At 39.4% G+C, this 17,475-nt stretch carries 10 protein-coding genes; 6 read left to right on the top strand and 4 right to left on the bottom strand.

All coding sequences use genetic code 11. The features are described 5' to 3' along the window. Window positions 1-58: 58 nt before the first annotated feature. From EWM59_RS19185 to EWM59_RS19175, 3 genes are all read right to left on the bottom strand, one after another. A complete protein-coding gene (locus EWM59_RS19185) occupies window positions 59-1,903 on the bottom strand; it encodes a T9SS type A sorting domain-containing protein (protein ID WP_207220026.1) in 1,845 nt (614 codons plus the stop codon). Window positions 1,904-2,051: 148 nt separating this feature from the next. Then, a complete protein-coding gene (locus EWM59_RS19180) occupies window positions 2,052-3,281 on the bottom strand; it encodes an NADP-dependent isocitrate dehydrogenase (RefSeq protein WP_207220025.1) in 1,230 nt (409 codons plus the stop codon). A 162-nt stretch (window positions 3,282-3,443) separates the two neighbouring features. After that, a complete protein-coding gene (locus EWM59_RS19175; RefSeq protein ID WP_130022872.1) occupies window positions 3,444-6,656 on the bottom strand; it encodes a carboxypeptidase-like regulatory domain-containing protein in 3,213 nt (1,070 codons plus the stop codon). Between the two features lie 132 nt (window positions 6,657-6,788). Between EWM59_RS19175 and EWM59_RS19170 the strand changes: the two genes are divergently transcribed. From EWM59_RS19170 to EWM59_RS19160, 3 genes are all read left to right on the top strand, one after another. Continuing rightward, complete coding sequence (locus tag EWM59_RS19170; protein WP_130022871.1) at window positions 6,789-7,832, top strand: DUF3089 domain-containing protein; 1,044 nt, start codon at window positions 6,789-6,791, stop codon at window positions 7,830-7,832. 195 nt (window positions 7,833-8,027) lie between these two features. Further along, window positions 8,028-9,095: a mannose-1-phosphate guanylyltransferase gene (locus EWM59_RS19165; RefSeq protein WP_130022870.1), complete on the top strand. Its 1,068-nt coding sequence runs from the start codon at window positions 8,028-8,030 to the stop codon at window positions 9,093-9,095. 124 nt (window positions 9,096-9,219) lie between these two features. Then, window positions 9,220-9,792: a hypothetical protein gene (locus EWM59_RS19160; protein ID WP_130022869.1), complete on the top strand. Its 573-nt coding sequence runs from the start codon at window positions 9,220-9,222 to the stop codon at window positions 9,790-9,792. 100 nt (window positions 9,793-9,892) lie between these two features. Here the strand turns inward: EWM59_RS19160 and EWM59_RS19155 are convergent, their stop codons facing one another. Continuing rightward, window positions 9,893-12,448, bottom strand: a complete 2,556-nt coding sequence (locus tag EWM59_RS19155) for a TonB-dependent receptor (protein ID WP_130022868.1) — start codon at window positions 12,446-12,448, stop codon at window positions 9,893-9,895. 351 nt (window positions 12,449-12,799) lie between these two features. Between EWM59_RS19155 and EWM59_RS19150 the strand changes: the two genes are divergently transcribed. Genes EWM59_RS19150 through EWM59_RS19140 form a run of 3 tightly spaced genes read left to right on the top strand, consistent with a single transcriptional unit; the run spans window position 12,800 to window position 17,469 of the window. After that, window positions 12,800-13,855: a sensor histidine kinase gene (locus tag EWM59_RS19150; RefSeq protein ID WP_130022867.1), complete on the top strand. Its 1,056-nt coding sequence runs from the start codon at window positions 12,800-12,802 to the stop codon at window positions 13,853-13,855. Next, window positions 13,852-14,598 (top strand): LytR/AlgR family response regulator transcription factor, encoded by a 747-nt coding sequence (locus tag EWM59_RS19145; protein WP_130022866.1) that lies wholly within the window; start codon window positions 13,852-13,854, stop codon window positions 14,596-14,598. The genes EWM59_RS19150 and EWM59_RS19145 overlap by 4 nt, the downstream gene beginning before the upstream one ends. A 21-nt stretch (window positions 14,599-14,619) precedes the next feature. After that, window positions 14,620-17,469, top strand: a complete 2,850-nt coding sequence (locus EWM59_RS19140) for a PQQ-dependent sugar dehydrogenase (protein WP_130022865.1) — start codon at window positions 14,620-14,622, stop codon at window positions 17,467-17,469. The last annotated feature ends 6 nt before the right edge of the window (window positions 17,470-17,475 follow it).

Raw genomic sequence — 17,475 nt, 5'->3', positions numbered from 1 at the left:
GACCTTCGGTATCTGATTGATATTTGAATAGAATCCTTAAATGTAGCGATAAAACCCTTTACAGAACAATAAGTTTCTTTACGATTTTATTCCCGGCACTATCCCATACAAGAAAATAAAGGCCCGGTTTAAGCGTGTGATTGACAGAAATAAGCCTGTGTGAAGCATCTGAAGAACTTATTTCAATAGGTAATGACTTACCGGAGGCATCAAGTAAATAGGGAACAGCATTTAATTTTTCTGATGATTTCACGTAGAAAGAAGAACCTGTAACAGGATTGGGATAAACGGTAAGCAATTCGGTAATTTCTGTTTCTGTAGAAAGTAAAGAAACAGTTGCCAGAACTGTTTTGTAAATAAACTCTTTATTGATGTTGTCATAAAACTTTAACCGATAATAGTTTTTGCCCAAAACAGGTTTTGTATCAGTTAATGTATAAGATTTTGCAGTGGTCGTAGTTCCGGTGGCATTTACCTGCCCGATAGCGGTAAATCGTATCAAATCAAAACTTCTTTCAATAACAAAGTTTTTGGCTTTTGCTTCATTCAGAGAAGTCCACGAAAGTTTTACGTATTGCTCATTGGTAAGAGCAGCAGAAAAACTACTTAAAGTAACGGGCAATGGAGCACCTGTTTTTATAAGCCAGAAATCAGTATTGCCATTATTATGTGTTAAGTCGCCATCAACAGAGTTAGCATTGGCCGCTACAATAAATTCGCCATCACTTGTTGCATAAGCCCCCCGGGCTATTTCAATATCAGCCCCACCTAATAAAAGGTTCTCTTTTAAATTGCCGTTTGTTTCGTCTATATGAGTAATCCAGACATCTCCTACCGAGCCTTTAGGTTTTATAGTACCGATAGTTGAATTACTCTGCCCGAAAGCGTATATTTTTCCATTAGCTGATTGTCGGATTACATAAAGTCCGTCGGCATAGGTACCGCCTACCTGTTTTTTCCACAGTAATGTGCCGTTAGTAGAAAGGTTTACAACAAAACCATCTTTTTCGCCCAGATTTTCTGCAAAATCACCGTTCGTAGAGTTACTTTCGCCCACTATCAGAAAAGAACCGCCAGCTAATTGTATGCCTGAAAACGCTTCATCTAAATTTGAACCCCCCAACCCCTTTTGCCATTCCGGAGTACCTGTGGCGTTTGTTTTTATAAGATAAACATCAATATAACCTTTGCCTGCTCCAGGTACTTCACTATTACTACCTTCTGTTCCGCCTACCATCAGATAGCCGCCATCCGCACAAACAATTACTTCATTTACCCAGTCATTCTGGCTCGTCCCATAGGTTTTTGCCCATAAAACTTCTGCATTTTCTGTAATTTTTGCTAACCACAAATCGGTTTTGATAAGCGGCAGAATATTAGCACTTATAATATAGTTGCCATCAGCAGTAGTTTTAATACTGGGCTTTGAATAGGCATCTGCTTTCGTAAAGGCTATGTCGCCAACATTATATCCTCCGGCAAATACTTTTCGCCAGAGTACAGTACCATCAGTTTTTAGCTTTAATAAGATTAAACCCCCACGAGTGCCATTTCCTAAGCCATCACCATCAGTAGAGGTAGTGGTAGCTAAAATCAGAATATTTTTATCTTTCGTTTCTAATACATCGGTAGCAATATCATCTTTTGTCCCCCCAAAAGTTTTCGACCATACCATTTCTCCCCAGGTATTTACCTTTACAACCCATATATCAGCCCCATTTAAACCATTAAATGCTTTAGAAGCAGGTACATCGCCATCATTATTGCTTTGGGTAGAACCTACAATAATATATCCGCCGTCTGAAGTAGGAGTAGAAGCGTAGGCATATTCATTGTTTCTACCCCCCATACTTTTCTGCCATTGCAGGGCAGTCTGAGCAATGGTTTGTTTAAAACAAAGCAAACAGCAAAAATAAAATAAGCCTGATACATATAATCTCATCTGATAATTCCGAACGTATGCCAAAATCTGAGCAAACATCATACCATACAAACAAAAAACGCCCTGACTACAAGAGCCAAGGCGCGAAGGGCACCGTAAGCAGAAAATCTTATTTACCTAATTTGATTTTCAGGTTTTGGTCTAATGCTTCCAAAAACTCTTCGGTATATAGGTAATGTTCGCCATGTTTTACTTTATTGCCATGAATACAAACTGCTAAATCTTTTGTCATTTTGCCAGATTCAACGGTTTCAACACAAACTTGCTCTAAAGCCTGACAGAAATCGATTAGCTCCTGATTACCATCTTTTTTACCACGGAATTCTAAGCCACGGGTCCAGGCAAAGATAGAGGCAATCGGGTTGGTAGAGGTTGGTTTACCTGCCTGATGGTCACGGTAGTGGCGTGTTACAGTTCCGTGTGCCGCTTCTGCTTCCATTGTTTCACCATCTGGTGTAACCAATACCGAAGTCATCAAGCCTAACGAACCGAAACCTTGTGCTACTGAGTCAGATTGTACGTCACCATCGTAGTTTTTACAAGCCCATACAAACGAGCCATTCCATTTCAAGGCAGAAGCTACCATGTCGTCAATCAGGCGGTGTTCGTAAACGATACCAGCTTCTTCAAACTTCGCTTTATAATCTGCCTGATAGATTTCTTCAAAAATATCTTTGAAACGACCATCGTATTTTTTCAGAATGGTGTTTTTGGTAGATAAATACAAAGGCCATTTTTTGTTCAGGGCAACGTTGAAACAAGAGTGTGCAAAACCACGGATTGATTCATCTGTGTTGTACATACCCATCGCTACTCCGCCTCCTTTGAAATTATATACATCAAATTCTTTTACAGTACCATCAGCACCTTCAAATTTCATGGTTAGTTTACCCGGGCCATCTACTACGAAATCTGTTGCACGGTATTGGTCACCAAAAGCATGACGACCTACAATGATAGGAGTTGTCCAGTTAGAAACTAAACGAGGCACATTCTGACAAACGATTGGCTCACGGAAAACAGTACCATCAAGGATATTACGGATAGTACCATTAGGTGATTTCCACATTTGTTTCAGGTTAAACTCTTTTACACGTGCTTCGTCAGGGGTAATAGTAGCACATTTGATACCCACGCCGTATTGTTTAATCGCATTGGCTGAATCAACAGTTACCTGGTCGTTTGTCTCATCACGGTATTCAATGCCAAGGTCATAATATTTAATATCTACATCAACGTATGGTAGAATCAATTTATCTTTAATAAAACGCCAGATGATGCGAGTCATCTCGTCTCCGTCTAATTCAACAACGGGGTTTGCTACTTTAATCTTATCCATAATTATTTGTTTAATTAATAAATGCAGTTGTAAAGTTATAAACAGAATATGAAAAAATAGTAATTTATCTCCATTTTTCTGTCAAAAACCATAAAAAAAGAGCCTCCAAATGGAAGCCCTTTTTAACTTAAACCAAAGAAAATTATGAAAATTAATAAAATCTTATTTGTTCAGAAGTTCGTCGAATGATAATGAAACATAGTACATTGAGCCTACAAATGCACTACCATACGCCTGCATATAAGGTTTTCCACCAATATTTGTACCTCCTAATTTAATGATTGATTTCATGCTTGGAATCTTCATACTCACCTGCGCATCAAGGTTATTGATGGCTGGTACAGTTGTATTAGAGAAGAATACTGTGCCGGTAGTAGTAGGCTGGTTGAAGCTGCCCTGCCATAAGAAAGCATTCTGATGTTTAAAATTGATATTGAAACCAAACTTCTCACCACTACCAATTCTTTTACCGAAGCCAAGATTGTAACGGTATTCAGGTGTATTGAAACCTGCATATTGTTGTTCGGCACTTGGCACAAATCTTTTCAGAACATTATTGGCAATATTACCATTGATAAAGAAACCTTTAACTAAAGACCAGTTCAGACCAATAGCCCAGCCATTTACTTTTATTTCTTCTGAAGTATTGGCAGGTCTTGAATACCCTAAACGAGTAGTTGCACTTGATACGCCTGATTCGATTGGTAAGCCCGGTGCCGCAGGTGCTGTTGGTACTACTACAGAAACACCACCAATGAAATTACGGTAAGTACTGGTATAATAATAAGCATCTACAAATAGCTTTTTAGCAATCAAACCTTTATAGCCAACTTCAATAGACTGGATACGCTCTGGTTGAAGTGTTTTTGCTGAATATTTAGGTAAGGTAGCCAAAGCAAATGCTGGAGCAACCTGTTGGGTTACACCCGGAACATTGGCCACTAATATTTTCTGTAATTCGGCATTGAACGCAGGTTGGAAATTGGCAGCAAGTGCACCCGGTAAGGCGGCATCAACACCCGGTTGCAGGTTTTGTGCCAATGCACCCGGTAAAGCCTGAGCAACACCTGCCTGAATAGCTGCTGGAGCCGCCGCTGCCGGAATCTGACCTGCCTGAACAGCTGCATTTACCTGTGCAGTAACAGCTGTCGTAACATTTTGGGTAATAACATTGGTAACAGCTGCTGTAACTTGTTGTGTAATAGCGGCTGTAATAGCAGCAGTAAGGGCTGGAGTAGCCTGTGCTGTTACGGCTTGTGTGGCATAAGCCTGTGCTTTAGCTATCACATCGGCAGTAATATATTTTAACGGATTTGCCTGAAAATCGTTGATAACAGCCAAGGAAATACCACTGGTTAAGTTATATCTTGAGTTAAACTCCGGTAAACCACCAATTAAAGTGCCCGCAGGTGTTCTCAGGTCAATGTATTGGTTTTGTGTAGTAGGAATTCTAAAGCCTGACTGATACGATAGACGAATGTTATGGTCGCCGAAAGTAGCTACACCTGAAACACGTGGTGTAAACTGCCCCTCAAAGTTCTGGTTTTTATCATATCTGATTGAAGCACTTAATTTGAAATGGTCTTTAAACAAACTCTTACTTGCCTGCACAAAAGCACCATATTCGTTAATATTAATCGTGCCATTTCTGCCATCTTTCTGGTCAGCAAAAAGGGTTCCTTCTGAGCGTAACTGATACACTCTGTAATTGGCTCCAGCTAAAAGGTCGATGAATTTAACCTGATTTTTAAAGTTGTAGACACCTTCGCCATGATAAAGGTTTGTTTTATCTAAGAAGGCACCACCACCCTCTACAATAGGTTTCTCTCTGTATTTATCAAGCAATGTTTCATAAGCCGCTGTGCCCGGTTGTGGCATGCCCTGATCGGCTGCGGAACGAGCTGCCAGATGCGCCTGGTCAACAGCCATTCCACCACTTCTGGCTTGAACAAATGCTCCTACATACTGGCCAAACCAGGTAGCATGAGGTTTAATCTCATTAAGCATATTCACCGCCGTTAATCCAGAGAAATACGATTGTCCTGAACGTTCCTGTGTAGTATAGGCTCTTAAAGTAAAATTATCTCCTTTTAATTCAAGTTTAGCTTGAGTCAAGTTGAAGTTTCTTAACGAATAACGACCTGTTCCTGTATAAACAGTAGTTCCATAACCATAGTTAACTTGTGCAATGGCTTCAACTTTCTCATTCAATCTATAGTGTAGGGCAACATTTGTTTTGAAACTCTTGGTATTATAGTCAACCATATCTTTCTCTAAATAACCTGTACGGCTGATATTCGTATTGGCAGGAATCAGTGCAGTAGCAGCAGAGGGTAATAAACCGGCAGAAACCAAGCCATTAGCTACAGTAGTCATATTGGCTTGAATTTCGTCGCCATAGATATTCATGCCATCGTAGTCGGTTTTTACTCCTGCACCACGAGTGCCGTTTTCTAAGCCACCTACGTTCAGGTTTGTATAATTGGTAGCTTCCCAGTCTTTGGCAGCTATATAGGCAAAGTTTACTTTAAAGGCAAATTTATCGTTAAAGGCTTTGGCATAGCGTAAAGATAAATCGTAGAAAGGCGTAGTAGCTGTAGCACGATTAGTAGCGTGCATGACGCCACCCTTAGCCGTAGCACTTAATCCTTGATATAAGAAGGGGCTTTTACTGTTCATTAATATCAAACCGTTGATGGCGTTAGGGCCATAAAGCGCAGACGCCGCACCCGGTAGTAACTCGACACTTTCAACGTCTAATTCAGGCATACCTACAATATTATCAACCGGGAAATTAAGACCCGGAGCCTGGTTATCCATCCCGTCAATCATCTGTACAGTACGAGGGTTACCGGTTGTTCCGAAACCACGCATATTGATAGATTTAAACAATAAACCCTGAGTTGTCATGTCAACGCCTTTCATGTTGGCAAGGGCGTCATAAAAGGAAGGAGAGGTTGATTCGCGAATGGCACGGATGTCCATTTTTTCAACAGCAACAGGCGATCTCATCACCGTTTCTTCCACACGAGAGGCGGCAACTACTACTTCTTGTCCTAAAATGGCCTGTTCTTTCAGAGAAATGTTAATCGCAGCATTGCTGCCCGAAACATTTACTTCCTGACTTTCATAACCCACCGAGGTAATAACTAATGTAAATGGAGGAGCAGTTGACGTGCTGAAAGAGAAATTTCCTTTAACATCGGTAATAGTTCCGATTACTTTTCCTTTCACTTGCACACTTACCCCAATCAAAGGTTCTTTGGTAACGGCATCTGTTATTGTACCGGAAACTTTGGTCTGCGCCAAGACCATATGCGTGATAAAAAAACAACAGATTCCGACCAACAAATTTTTTGCGGAAAGTTTGTACATGGGGGTATTGGTTAGTGGGTTAACAAAACGTAATTTTGTGTCAAACATAGAAAAGAAAACAGTAATATGCAAGCATACTATTGTTAGATTTTATAAAAATTTTACAATTTTACCAAAAAATAATCATATAAGATGAGAAAAGGTTTTTTTTCATATTTATTTTTGTTTTTCACTTTATTTCAAGTTCAGTTGTATGCGCAGAAGTACGTAATTCTTGGCTCTCATTTCGATTCTGCCAACGTACCGCTAAGCCCTGATTATAGTTTAAAAGACACTTGGGCGGCACTTCCGGACAAGGAAGATGCGGCCGATAAGTTACCTCTGAAATCGAATCTGAAAGATGGTCAGAAAGAGGCAAAGGTTGATGTTTTTTTCCTGCATCCAACTATCTACACCTATACGCCCAAAAATCAATACCTCTGGAATGCGGATGTGCATGATGAAGAACTGAATGGACTGGTTGATAACTCAACTATTCTGAATCAGGCTACTGCATTCAATGGTTCATGCAAGGTATATGCACCCCGATACCGACAGGCGCATTACTATAGTTTTCTGACAAAAAATGCCGACGATAAAAAACAGGCATTAGATTTAGCCTATACTGATGTAAAATCGGCATTTGAGTATTATCTTCAACACTGGAATCAGGGTCGTCCGATTATTATAGCGTCTCATAGTCAGGGAACTGTTTTAGCCAAGCGCCTGTTAAAAGAGTTTTTTGATGGAAAACCATTACAAAAGCAATTGGTAGAAGCCTATCTGATAGGTATTGCTACAGCACCCGATACCTTTGAGACTATTAAGCCCAGTCAGTCGGCTGAAGAAACCGGAGGTTTTGTTTCCTGGAATACCTTTGCCCGAGGTTTTGTTCCACCCTATTATAAAGATGGTCTGGATAAGGCCGTTTGTACCAATCCGCTTTCATGGAAACTAAACGAAGATTTTGTTTCAAAAAAAGAAAATAAAGGCGGTGTGGGTCTGAAATTTACCTTTATAAAAGAAGCCGCAGATGCACAGGTACACGAGGGGCTATTATGGATAAACAAACCCTATGTAAGAGGGCGGGCTTTTCTGAATACCAAGATATGGCACAGAGCTGATATAAACTTATTTTGGATGAATATCAGAGAAAATGTAGCTTTACGTACACAACAATACTTTAGTCAACCATAAAACCGATTTATTCACTTCATAAAACAAATATTAATTCAGTATTATTTCAGAAATTATCTGATAGCTTTTAAACATAGGACTAAAATTTGCTTATTTGGATAATTAGCATTAAACAAAATATTCGACTCATCGTATAGTACTAAAACGGCGGAGACTAATCCGTGATACGTACTTTTTAACATCAGAGCATTATTAATGAAAGATAATTATGTGATTATAATGGCAGGAGGCGTTGGAACACGATTCTGGCCTTTTAGCCGTAGTACCAACCCAAAACAATTTCATGATGTTTTAGGCGTAGGTAAAACTATGATTCAACAAACTGTCGAACGCTTTGAAGGCGTTTGTCCGAAAGAAAATATCTATATCGTTACGAGCGAAGAGTATTACGACTTGTGCAAGCAACAGATGCCGTATCTGTCAGACGACCAGATATTATTGGAGCCAAGCCGCCGGAATACAGCCCCCTGTATCGGATACGCCTGCTATAAAATTGCGACTAAAAACCCTCAGGCAAATATTGTTGTAGCACCTGCCGACCATATCATTCTGAAAGAACAGGAGTTTCGGGAGAAAATTAAAATAGCACTGCATTTTTCAGCAAAGAACGATGTACTGGTTACCTTAGGTATTAAACCTACCCGGCCTGATACCGGCTATGGCTATATTCAATTTACAGAGTCGGAAGGAGATATTAAGCGGGTAAGGACTTTTACCGAGAAACCTAATTTAGAATGGGCGGTGAAGTTTATTGAAAGTGGTGAATTTGTATGGAATGCCGGAATTTTTATCTGGAATGTACAAACCATTAAGAAAACGTTTGAAATGTTTTTGCCTGAAATGGCCGAAGCCTTTGAAGAAATCAAGAAAGACTTTTACTCAGACAGAGAGGCTGATGCACTGAAAAGGGCTTATCCGCAATGTAAAAATATTTCAATAGATAATGGCGTGATGGAAAAAGCCGAGAATGTATTTGTGGTGCTTTCTGATATTGGCTGGTCTGACTTAGGTACTTGGAAATCGTTGTATGATGTGTCTGATAAAGACGAAAATCAGAATGTAATTGATGCCCAGACTTTGTTGTATAATACAAAGAACTGCATCATTAAAACACCACAAGACAGACTGGTAGTTGTCAATGGTTTAGACGGCTATATTGTAGCCGAATATGACAATGTATTAATGATTTGCAAAAAAGAAGACGAGCAGAAGGTAAAAGAGTTTGTAGCTGCCGCCGGAAATAAAGGAAAGGAGTTTGTATAAAATTTACAAATTACTAATAGTTTTGCCACAATGTACACAAAATGCACAATGTTACACTATTGAGTTAATTGCGCACCCTTGTGTACATTGTGGCAAAATTGCATAATAACATAAGGATTGATATATGAAAAAAAATAAAATCTGGATAATAGGCTTATTCTTCACGCAGTTCGGCTGTTCAAATGTAGAGCGGCTGGATACGACCGAAGTAAAGGAAGAAATGGACGGCTATAAGATAAAGCGTGTTTCCCCTGCCCAGATTATAGAACAGGTAGAGGTACTGGGCAGTCAGATAGCCGTTACGCTAACTAAAGATTTTGAGAAACAGATGAAAGAGGCTTCGCAAGCCCGGACAGAAGAAATCTGCGCTTTGAAAAATATGCAGGTAATTGACTCTTTAGAAAAAAAATATAACCTGAAAATCCGCTTATTAGGGCAGCCGGATATTGGAAGTAATAACAGTTTATATGCCAAAGAAAAAGAGGTATTAGAGGCCTATGCCGATAATGCCATGCGAAAACTACCTTTGAGCAATAATATTCAGGAGATAGATCATTCAGTTTTTGTTTATACTGCTCCTATTGGTGCTGATAAAGGTGTAGGCAAATTGTGTTTTAGTGATGATTCGGGATTTGCTATCTGGAGTATCATTTTGAATAAGGCGGAAGTTATCAAGAGTATCAAACCTAAGAAATAAGATTAATTTAGAAACTGTTTCTAACAAGAAAGAGAGCTACCATTGATGGGTAGCTCCTTTACTAAAACAAAACTATAAAAAAACCTAATTTTGAAAATCCTTAGTTATTGTTGTTACTCTCTCCCGCTTTCACATCATCATTTCTCACCGATTTTGTTTTCTTCTGTTCAACCATTCTCATGTTGCCAATTTTGTAGCTGAAAGTCAGTTTTACGTTCTGGTTATAGATATTGTTGACACTTACTTGTTTGAACTGAGCAGACTCTAATGTTGATCTTCTTACCATTCCGCCAAAGAAGTTATCTGTAGCTAAACCGATACTTCCTTTTTTGTTTTTGAAATCTTTTCTGAAACCAACCGAATACATATAAAAGCCGCCTTCTGTTCCTTGTAGTTGTACCTGTCTGCCTCTGAAGAAACTGAATCCTTGAATACCCCATCCATTTTTCAATTGTATCTGCGTTTGCAAACGGCCACCAACTACCACACCTGTATTACTTGATAATGAAGAAGAGCCATCAACATTTCGGGTCTGACCCTCTAAATAGTTATAGAAAACATCGACTCCTGCGTTTACTGACCATTTTGGTGTAATATTCAGGTTTCCGTAAATATTTGAACCAAATACCTGCTGTGTACCTATATTCTGGAATGTAGTAATAACTGCACCAATCAGCGTATCAGATGGAGAACTTAAACGAAGGATTGAATTATTGGTCTGGCGGCCAAATACTGAGGCATTCAGATAAAGTTTTTTAATACTTGAACTCACACTTAATTCAAAATTATCTGTTATTTCAGGGCGAAGGCTTGGGTTACCAATGGTAATGTTCTGAGGGTTAGCCAGATTGAAGTTCGGATTCAATTGTTGTAAACCCGGGCGTTGAATACGTTTGTTGTAACCTGCTTTCAAAGTAGTATTACCAAAAGTCTTTGAAATATTTACACTTGGTACAAGGTTTCCATAAGCCGGAATATCAATATCTTTTATCTGGTCTCTTGCGTCAATAGTGGTATACTCGTAACGGGCACCAGCTTTGAAAGTATATTTATTCTTGGTTGAATAAGTATAAGACAGATAACCCGAAGCAATGTTCTGTGAGTAATCTAATAAACCTGCCGGGTTTCTGACATCAGAAGCAAAATCGCCTGTTGCACCTGCAACCTGATAGCTGAAATCACTGTTTACCTGACGGAAAATACCTTTCAGACCTACTTCAAACATCTGGTTTGTTTTAATTGGTGTCTGGAAATCTGTTTGTACAGTAACCTCCTGATTGATGTTATTATTGAGATTTTTCTGACGACTTGCTAACGTTCCTGATTCGTCCAGTAATTCGGCTAAGAAGTTGTTTTTCAAATTACTCTTGCTGTATTGTGTTGAAACTGACCATTCTTGCGAAGGTTTGAAAGTGCGTATATAATCTAAATTCACATCAACAGAGTTTGACAAGTCTTTGCTATCTACATTTCTGAACGAGGTCGAATTCAGCACATTGTTCGAATAAATATTCGTTGTAAAGTCCTGAGTTCTGATAAAATTACGGGTACCAAAATTGACACCTGCGGTTAACGACTGATTTTTAGAAATATCATAATCAAAACCTAAGTTGTAGCGGCCAAATATACCGTTATCAAAAGCATCAGCAGTTTGTTTAGTCAATATAGTATTGCCATTTACGAGCGTACTCTGGTCTAATGATACACCTGCTTTGTTGTAGAAAGCACGGCCACCGCCACCCATCGTTACACCTAATTTGCCTTTACGGATGCTACCGTTTAAACCTAAGTTAGACCCACGGATACCTGCGCCGGCATCAACGTTTAATGTTAAGCCCTGAATCGTACTTTTCTTGGTAATAATGTTAATAATACCACCAGAACCCTCTGCATCGTATTTAGCCGATGGTGAGGTAATCACCTCAACCGATTTAATTAATTCAGAAGGAATCATTTTAAGGGCATCTGCAATGCTGCTGGCAATAATAGTAGAAGGTTTGTTGTTGATTAAAACCCGGATGTTTGATGTTCCGCGTAATGATACGTTACCATCTAAGTCAACAGTCAATAAAGGTACTTTGCGCAGTACATCTGCCGCGTCGCCACCTTTTGATGTAATATCTTTCTCTGCATTATAAACCAAACGGTCAACTTTCTCTTCAATCATCGATTTTTCTGCCGAAACCGTTACTTCATCTAATTGTTTAGCACTTGTAGCTAATTTAATTACACCTAAATCGATGTCTTTACCTTTTTCAACTTTAATGTTATCAATAGTTTTATCTGCATAACCAATAAAAGTTACCACTAATTTATATTCGCCTGCCGCCACTCTTGATAAGGTAAACTTTCCTTTTTCATCGGCCATTGCGCCATCTACTACTTTATTTTCTTTATTGTAAAGGGCAACGTTGGCAAACTCAACTGCTGTAGTTACGGCCTCATCAATGATAAAACCTGTAATCTTCGAGTTACCTTTGGGTGCATTACCTTCAAGGTTTAGAGTTGGTGTTTGTTGTTGGCCGGGGCGCCCGTTTCCATCTCCTCTCTGACCTCCTCTACCGCCAGGACCACCCGGGCCTCCTCCCGGGAACTGGGCCATTGCAGAAGTGCCAACGAAGGCCAGCAAACTTAGAATAGTGATAAACTTTTTCATTGTTTTATTTTTATATGTTTTGTTTTTTTCTGTGCTAATGATTTAACGACACAAAATAAGCGTGCATTTTTTGTACATTTTCGCAGAATAGATGAAATACAGAAGATAGGAGATGAAAGGCAAAAAGAGGCTTATATAGGGAGTAAAACGCTTCAAAATAGCTAAAAAAGCCATTTTGATTGCGTGTTACGGATTTTTGTCGTCAAATTGAGAACTTTTGTCGGCTTCCTGATAATTGAATTATTTTAATAGTATAGATTTGTTTGCGTTTTTAATTTAGCGCATAACCTGACCGAACTAAACTGTGAACTTGGAAAAGTTCAAAAAATTATAAAAACAATTTAACAATTAATGACTATACTTAATAGAAAAATATCAGTTGAATACCTCTTTCGTCTGCTGTTTCATATATTATTCTGGGGGGTATGGGTTGTATGGCCAATCATCAATGCTTCCTTAAACGACACCGAAAGAGACAGATGGTATTTAGCACATATTGCCCCATTATCTGTTACACACGTTCCTCAGTTTTTTATTAACACATTGGTGCTGATGCCTTATTTTCTTCGTAAAAGAGGGGTCGGGTCTTATATATTTTCTGTAATTATACTAACTTTCGTTTTTATCATTATTCAATATCTGTTGAAACTTGGATTGTGGGAAAATGGGGTTGATATGAACGGGCATCAGGTTAAGTTATTTGAGTTTAAGACCATGTTCCCGATTATGTTTGTCAGTGCCATAAGCACTGTCTATGGGCTTATTCTCTTTATGGCCGACCAGGAAAAACTTAAGCAGGAGGAAAAACAGGAGAAACTGCAAGCCGAATTATCTTTTCTGCGCTCACAAATAAGTCCGCACTTTATTTTTAATGTTTTGAATAGCATTGTATATCTGATTCGTACCAAATCAAATGCGGCAGAACCTGTTACCATTCAGCTTTCAGAATTGATGCGCTATATGTTGTACGAAGCCGACGATGTACAGGTATCTTTAGACAAAGAAATCAATTACCTGAATAATTACATTGAACTGCAAAGAGTACGGTTTGAGGAAGATGTAGAAATAAACATGAAAGTAGAAGGTAATATCGGCTCACAGATTATAGAGCCTATGTTATTGATTCCGTTTGTAGAAAATGCTTTCAAGCATGGAGTAGGCATGATAGATACTCCCATAATAGATGTACTGGTAAGATGTGATGAGAATAAACTGTTTTATGAAGTAAGAAACAAAATAGCACCCGAACTGGCGGAAGACAAAGATAGTAGCTCGGGTATTGGTTTAAAGAACGTGAAACGTAGATTAGAACTATTGTATGCTGATAAGCACAAATTAGAGATTAAAAAAGAGGACAACTGGTTTATTGTTTCTCTATTTTTACAACTAAAAACGATTGGCTCATGATACTCAGATGTATTGCCGTTGATGACGAAAGTATGGGTCGTAAACTGCTCGAAGAGAATATCAGACAGATACCCTTCCTCGAATTGGTTCGTACCTGTAAAAATCCTTTTGAAGCCATGCAGGCTTTACAAGAAGAGAAAATCGACCTGATGTTTCTGGATATTCAGATGCCTGGTATGTTAGGAACCAAGTTTTTGCAGAGTTTAAGAGAAAAGCCGCTCGTTATCTTTGTAACGGCTTATGCCAACTATGCGGTAGAGAGCTACGATTTAGATGTGGTAGATTATCTGATGAAACCCGTCAGTTTAGAGCGTTTTACCAAGGCAACTTATAAAGCCTTAGAAATATATACCAAAAATAATACGGTTGCCTCGACTACTGCTAACGCATCTGCTGAACCTGCAACAAAAGCCGACGAGTTTCCCGAGTTTTTCTTTATCAATGTTGAATACTCGCTGGTAAAGATTATCATTAAAGATATTACGCATATTGAGGGGCTGAAAGATTATATCAAAATCTTTCTGACAACTCAGACCAAACCTATTCTGACCAAATCTACCATGAAGGCAATTGAAGAAAAATTGCCGCCTAAACAGTTTATGCGTATTCATAAATCTTTTATCGTAAATACTGATAAAATAGAATCAATCAGAGGGCAACGCATCAAAATAGGTACACACGATATTCCGGTAAGTGAATCAAGTATCGACGAATTATTGAAACTCTTAAATTATTCCAAATAAAACCTGTTTACCAATTTTACTATGATGAATAAAAGTTTTACAAAACTCTTTGTAGGGGGGCTTTTTGTTGCCCTGCAAAGTCTGGCGCAAGTACCCGAAGAAAATCGTTTTACAAAAGTAGTATTAGGTGAAAAATTAGACGAACCTATGGAAATGGCCTTGCTGAAAGACGGCCGTGTACTTTTTGTAGAGCGCAAGGGCGCACTGAAACAATACAGCCCTGTTACCAAAGAAATCAAAACGTTGGCAACCATTCCGGTTAATACCAAATATACCAATAAACAAGGGGTAAAGAGAGAAGCAGAAGAAGGGCTGATGGGTTTGATACAAGACCCGAATTTTGAGAAAAATCACTGGATTTATATGTATTATGCCGATACTGATGTAGCAAAACACGTATTGGCTCGCTGGGAACTGAAAGGTGAAGAATTAGTGGAGTCATCAAAGAAAATTTTACTGGAAGTGCCCACTCAAAGAGAAGAATGCTGCCACACTGGTGGAGGTATGGTTTTCGACAAGGCAGGTAATCTGTATCTGACGGTCGGCAATAATACCAGCAACAGTAATTCAGACGGGTATGCAACGATTGATGAACGCCCTGACCAAAGTACATGGGACGACCAACGCGGAGCTGCCAGTACCAATGATTTACGCGGAAAAATTTTGAGAATTAAACCGGAAGCAAATGGTACTTATTCTATCCCGAAAGGAAATCTATTTCCGGTCGGAACAGCCAAAACCCGCCCTGAAATCTATACAATGGGACACCGTAATCCGTGGAGACCAAGTATTGACAGCAAAACTGGTTATTTATACTGGGGAGAAGTAGGTCCCGATGCCTCAAAAGATTCAGAACGTGGGCCTCGTGGATACGATGAGTTTAATCAGGCTAAAGGTCCCGGCTTTTTTGGCTGGCCTTATTTTATTGGCGATAATAAAGCCTATACTGACTGGGATTTTGTCACCAACAAACCCAAATTAGATTCAAAATTTGACCCTGCCAAACCTGTCAACGATTCTCCGAACAATACGGGTTTAAAAGAATTACCTCCTGCACAAAAAGCATTTATCTGGTATCCGTATGCCATTTCAGAAGAATTTCCGTTAGTTGGTAGTTCAGGCCGTAGTGCCACAGGTGGCCCTGTTTATCACCGTTCTGATTTCCCAATAGCCAAACGTCCCTTTCCTGCCTATTATGAAGGCAAGTGGTTGATTGTTGAGTTTATGCGTGGCTGGATTATGAGCGTAACGATGGATGAAAACGGCGACTATAAATCGATGGAGCGTTTTATGCCTAATACCGACTTTGGTAGTGCCATTGATATAGATTTTGCTCCTGACGGAGATTTGTATGTATTGGAGTATGGTACGGCCTGGTTTAAAGGGAATGACAATGCCCGACTGGTAAAAGTAGAGTACAATGCAGGTAACCGCAAGCCAGAAGTGCAGATTGTCTCAGATAAAACAGGTGGGGCAATTCCGTTAAAAGTAAACTTTTCTTCAGAAGGTACTAAAGATGCTGATGGTGATGCCTTGACTTACGAATGGAAAGTGAGTAATAAAACTGCCGGAACAAGGGTATTTAAAACAGCCAATCCAACGGTAAGTTTCAATACAGCGGGTGTTTACAAAGCTACTTTGACTGTAACTGATGCCAAGGGGGCTAAAAATAGTCAGTCGTTAGATATAAAAGTAGGTAACGAACCGCCAATGGTGGCTTTTGATATTCTGAAAGGCAATAAAACATTCTACTTTCCGAATAAACCGATAGAGTATGATGTAAAAGTTGAGGACAAAGAAGATGGAAGTTTGAGCAGTGGTAAAATCAAGCCGGAGCAGGTAGCAGTGAATATAGACTATATGCCTATCGGTTATGATAAAATTGAGGTTTCTCAAAACCATAGAGGGGCTGATGCCGCCGCTTTTGCCTCAACAGGACAACGTCTGATAGCTGCCAGTGATTGTAAAGCCTGCCACGTGATTGACAAAAAATCGGTAGGTCCAAGCTATACTGATATTGCCAATAAATACAGAGGTAATGCAGCAATAGTAGAGACACTGGCCAATAAAGTTATCAATGGAGGTATGGGTGTTTGGGGCGAACATGCCATGAGCGCACACCCTCAACTATCAAAAAGCGATGCTACTTCAATGGTCGAATACATTTTAAGTATCGGCGAGAAAAAAGATATAAAAACCTATCCGACAAAAGGCAGCTATACAACCGCTATTCCTACGGGGCAAAAAGAAAACGGTTCGTTTGTACTAAGGGCTTCTTACAAAGACAGAGGTACTAAACTGATGCCTGCTTTGTCTTCTGAGCAAACCATCGTACTAAGACATCCATTCCTTGACCCTGAATTAGCCAATAAAGCCAAAGGAACGCAAAAAGTAATGACTCCTTCTAAATCGTTCTTTGTGGTAGGTAACGATGCTTATATTGGCTATGATAAAATAGATTTTACCAACATAGACCAGATAGACTTTTTAGTAATGGCTACTACCCGTGTGGGTGCTGCCGGAGGGGTAATAGAAGTTCATCTGGATTCCCCAACAGGGCCTTTGGTAGGGAAAACAGACATGGTTGAGGTAAAAGAACCTGCACCTTTCCGTCCGCCTGCGGCTACACCTGCTGCTCCGGCACAAGGTAATGCCCAAACCCAGCCACAACAAAGACCAGCTAATACTCCTGCTCCGGCTATGCCTGATATGAATGCAATGATGAGAAGAGGAGCAACTAAAGCCACTGTTAATGTATCAGCCAATGGGGTTCATGATGTATATTTTGTGTTTAAAAACGAAAAAGCACTCCCAACACAAATATTAATGCAGGTAATAGGCGCAGAATTTAAAAGTAACACTAACTTGTAATCCTAA

The sequence above is a fragment of the Emticicia agri genome (assembly GCF_004168285.1).
Classification (GTDB): Bacteria; Bacteroidota; Bacteroidia; order Cytophagales; family Spirosomataceae; genus Emticicia; species Emticicia agri.
Note: the sequence above shows the minus strand (reverse complement) of the source record. Positions and strands in the feature narration are given on the sequence as shown.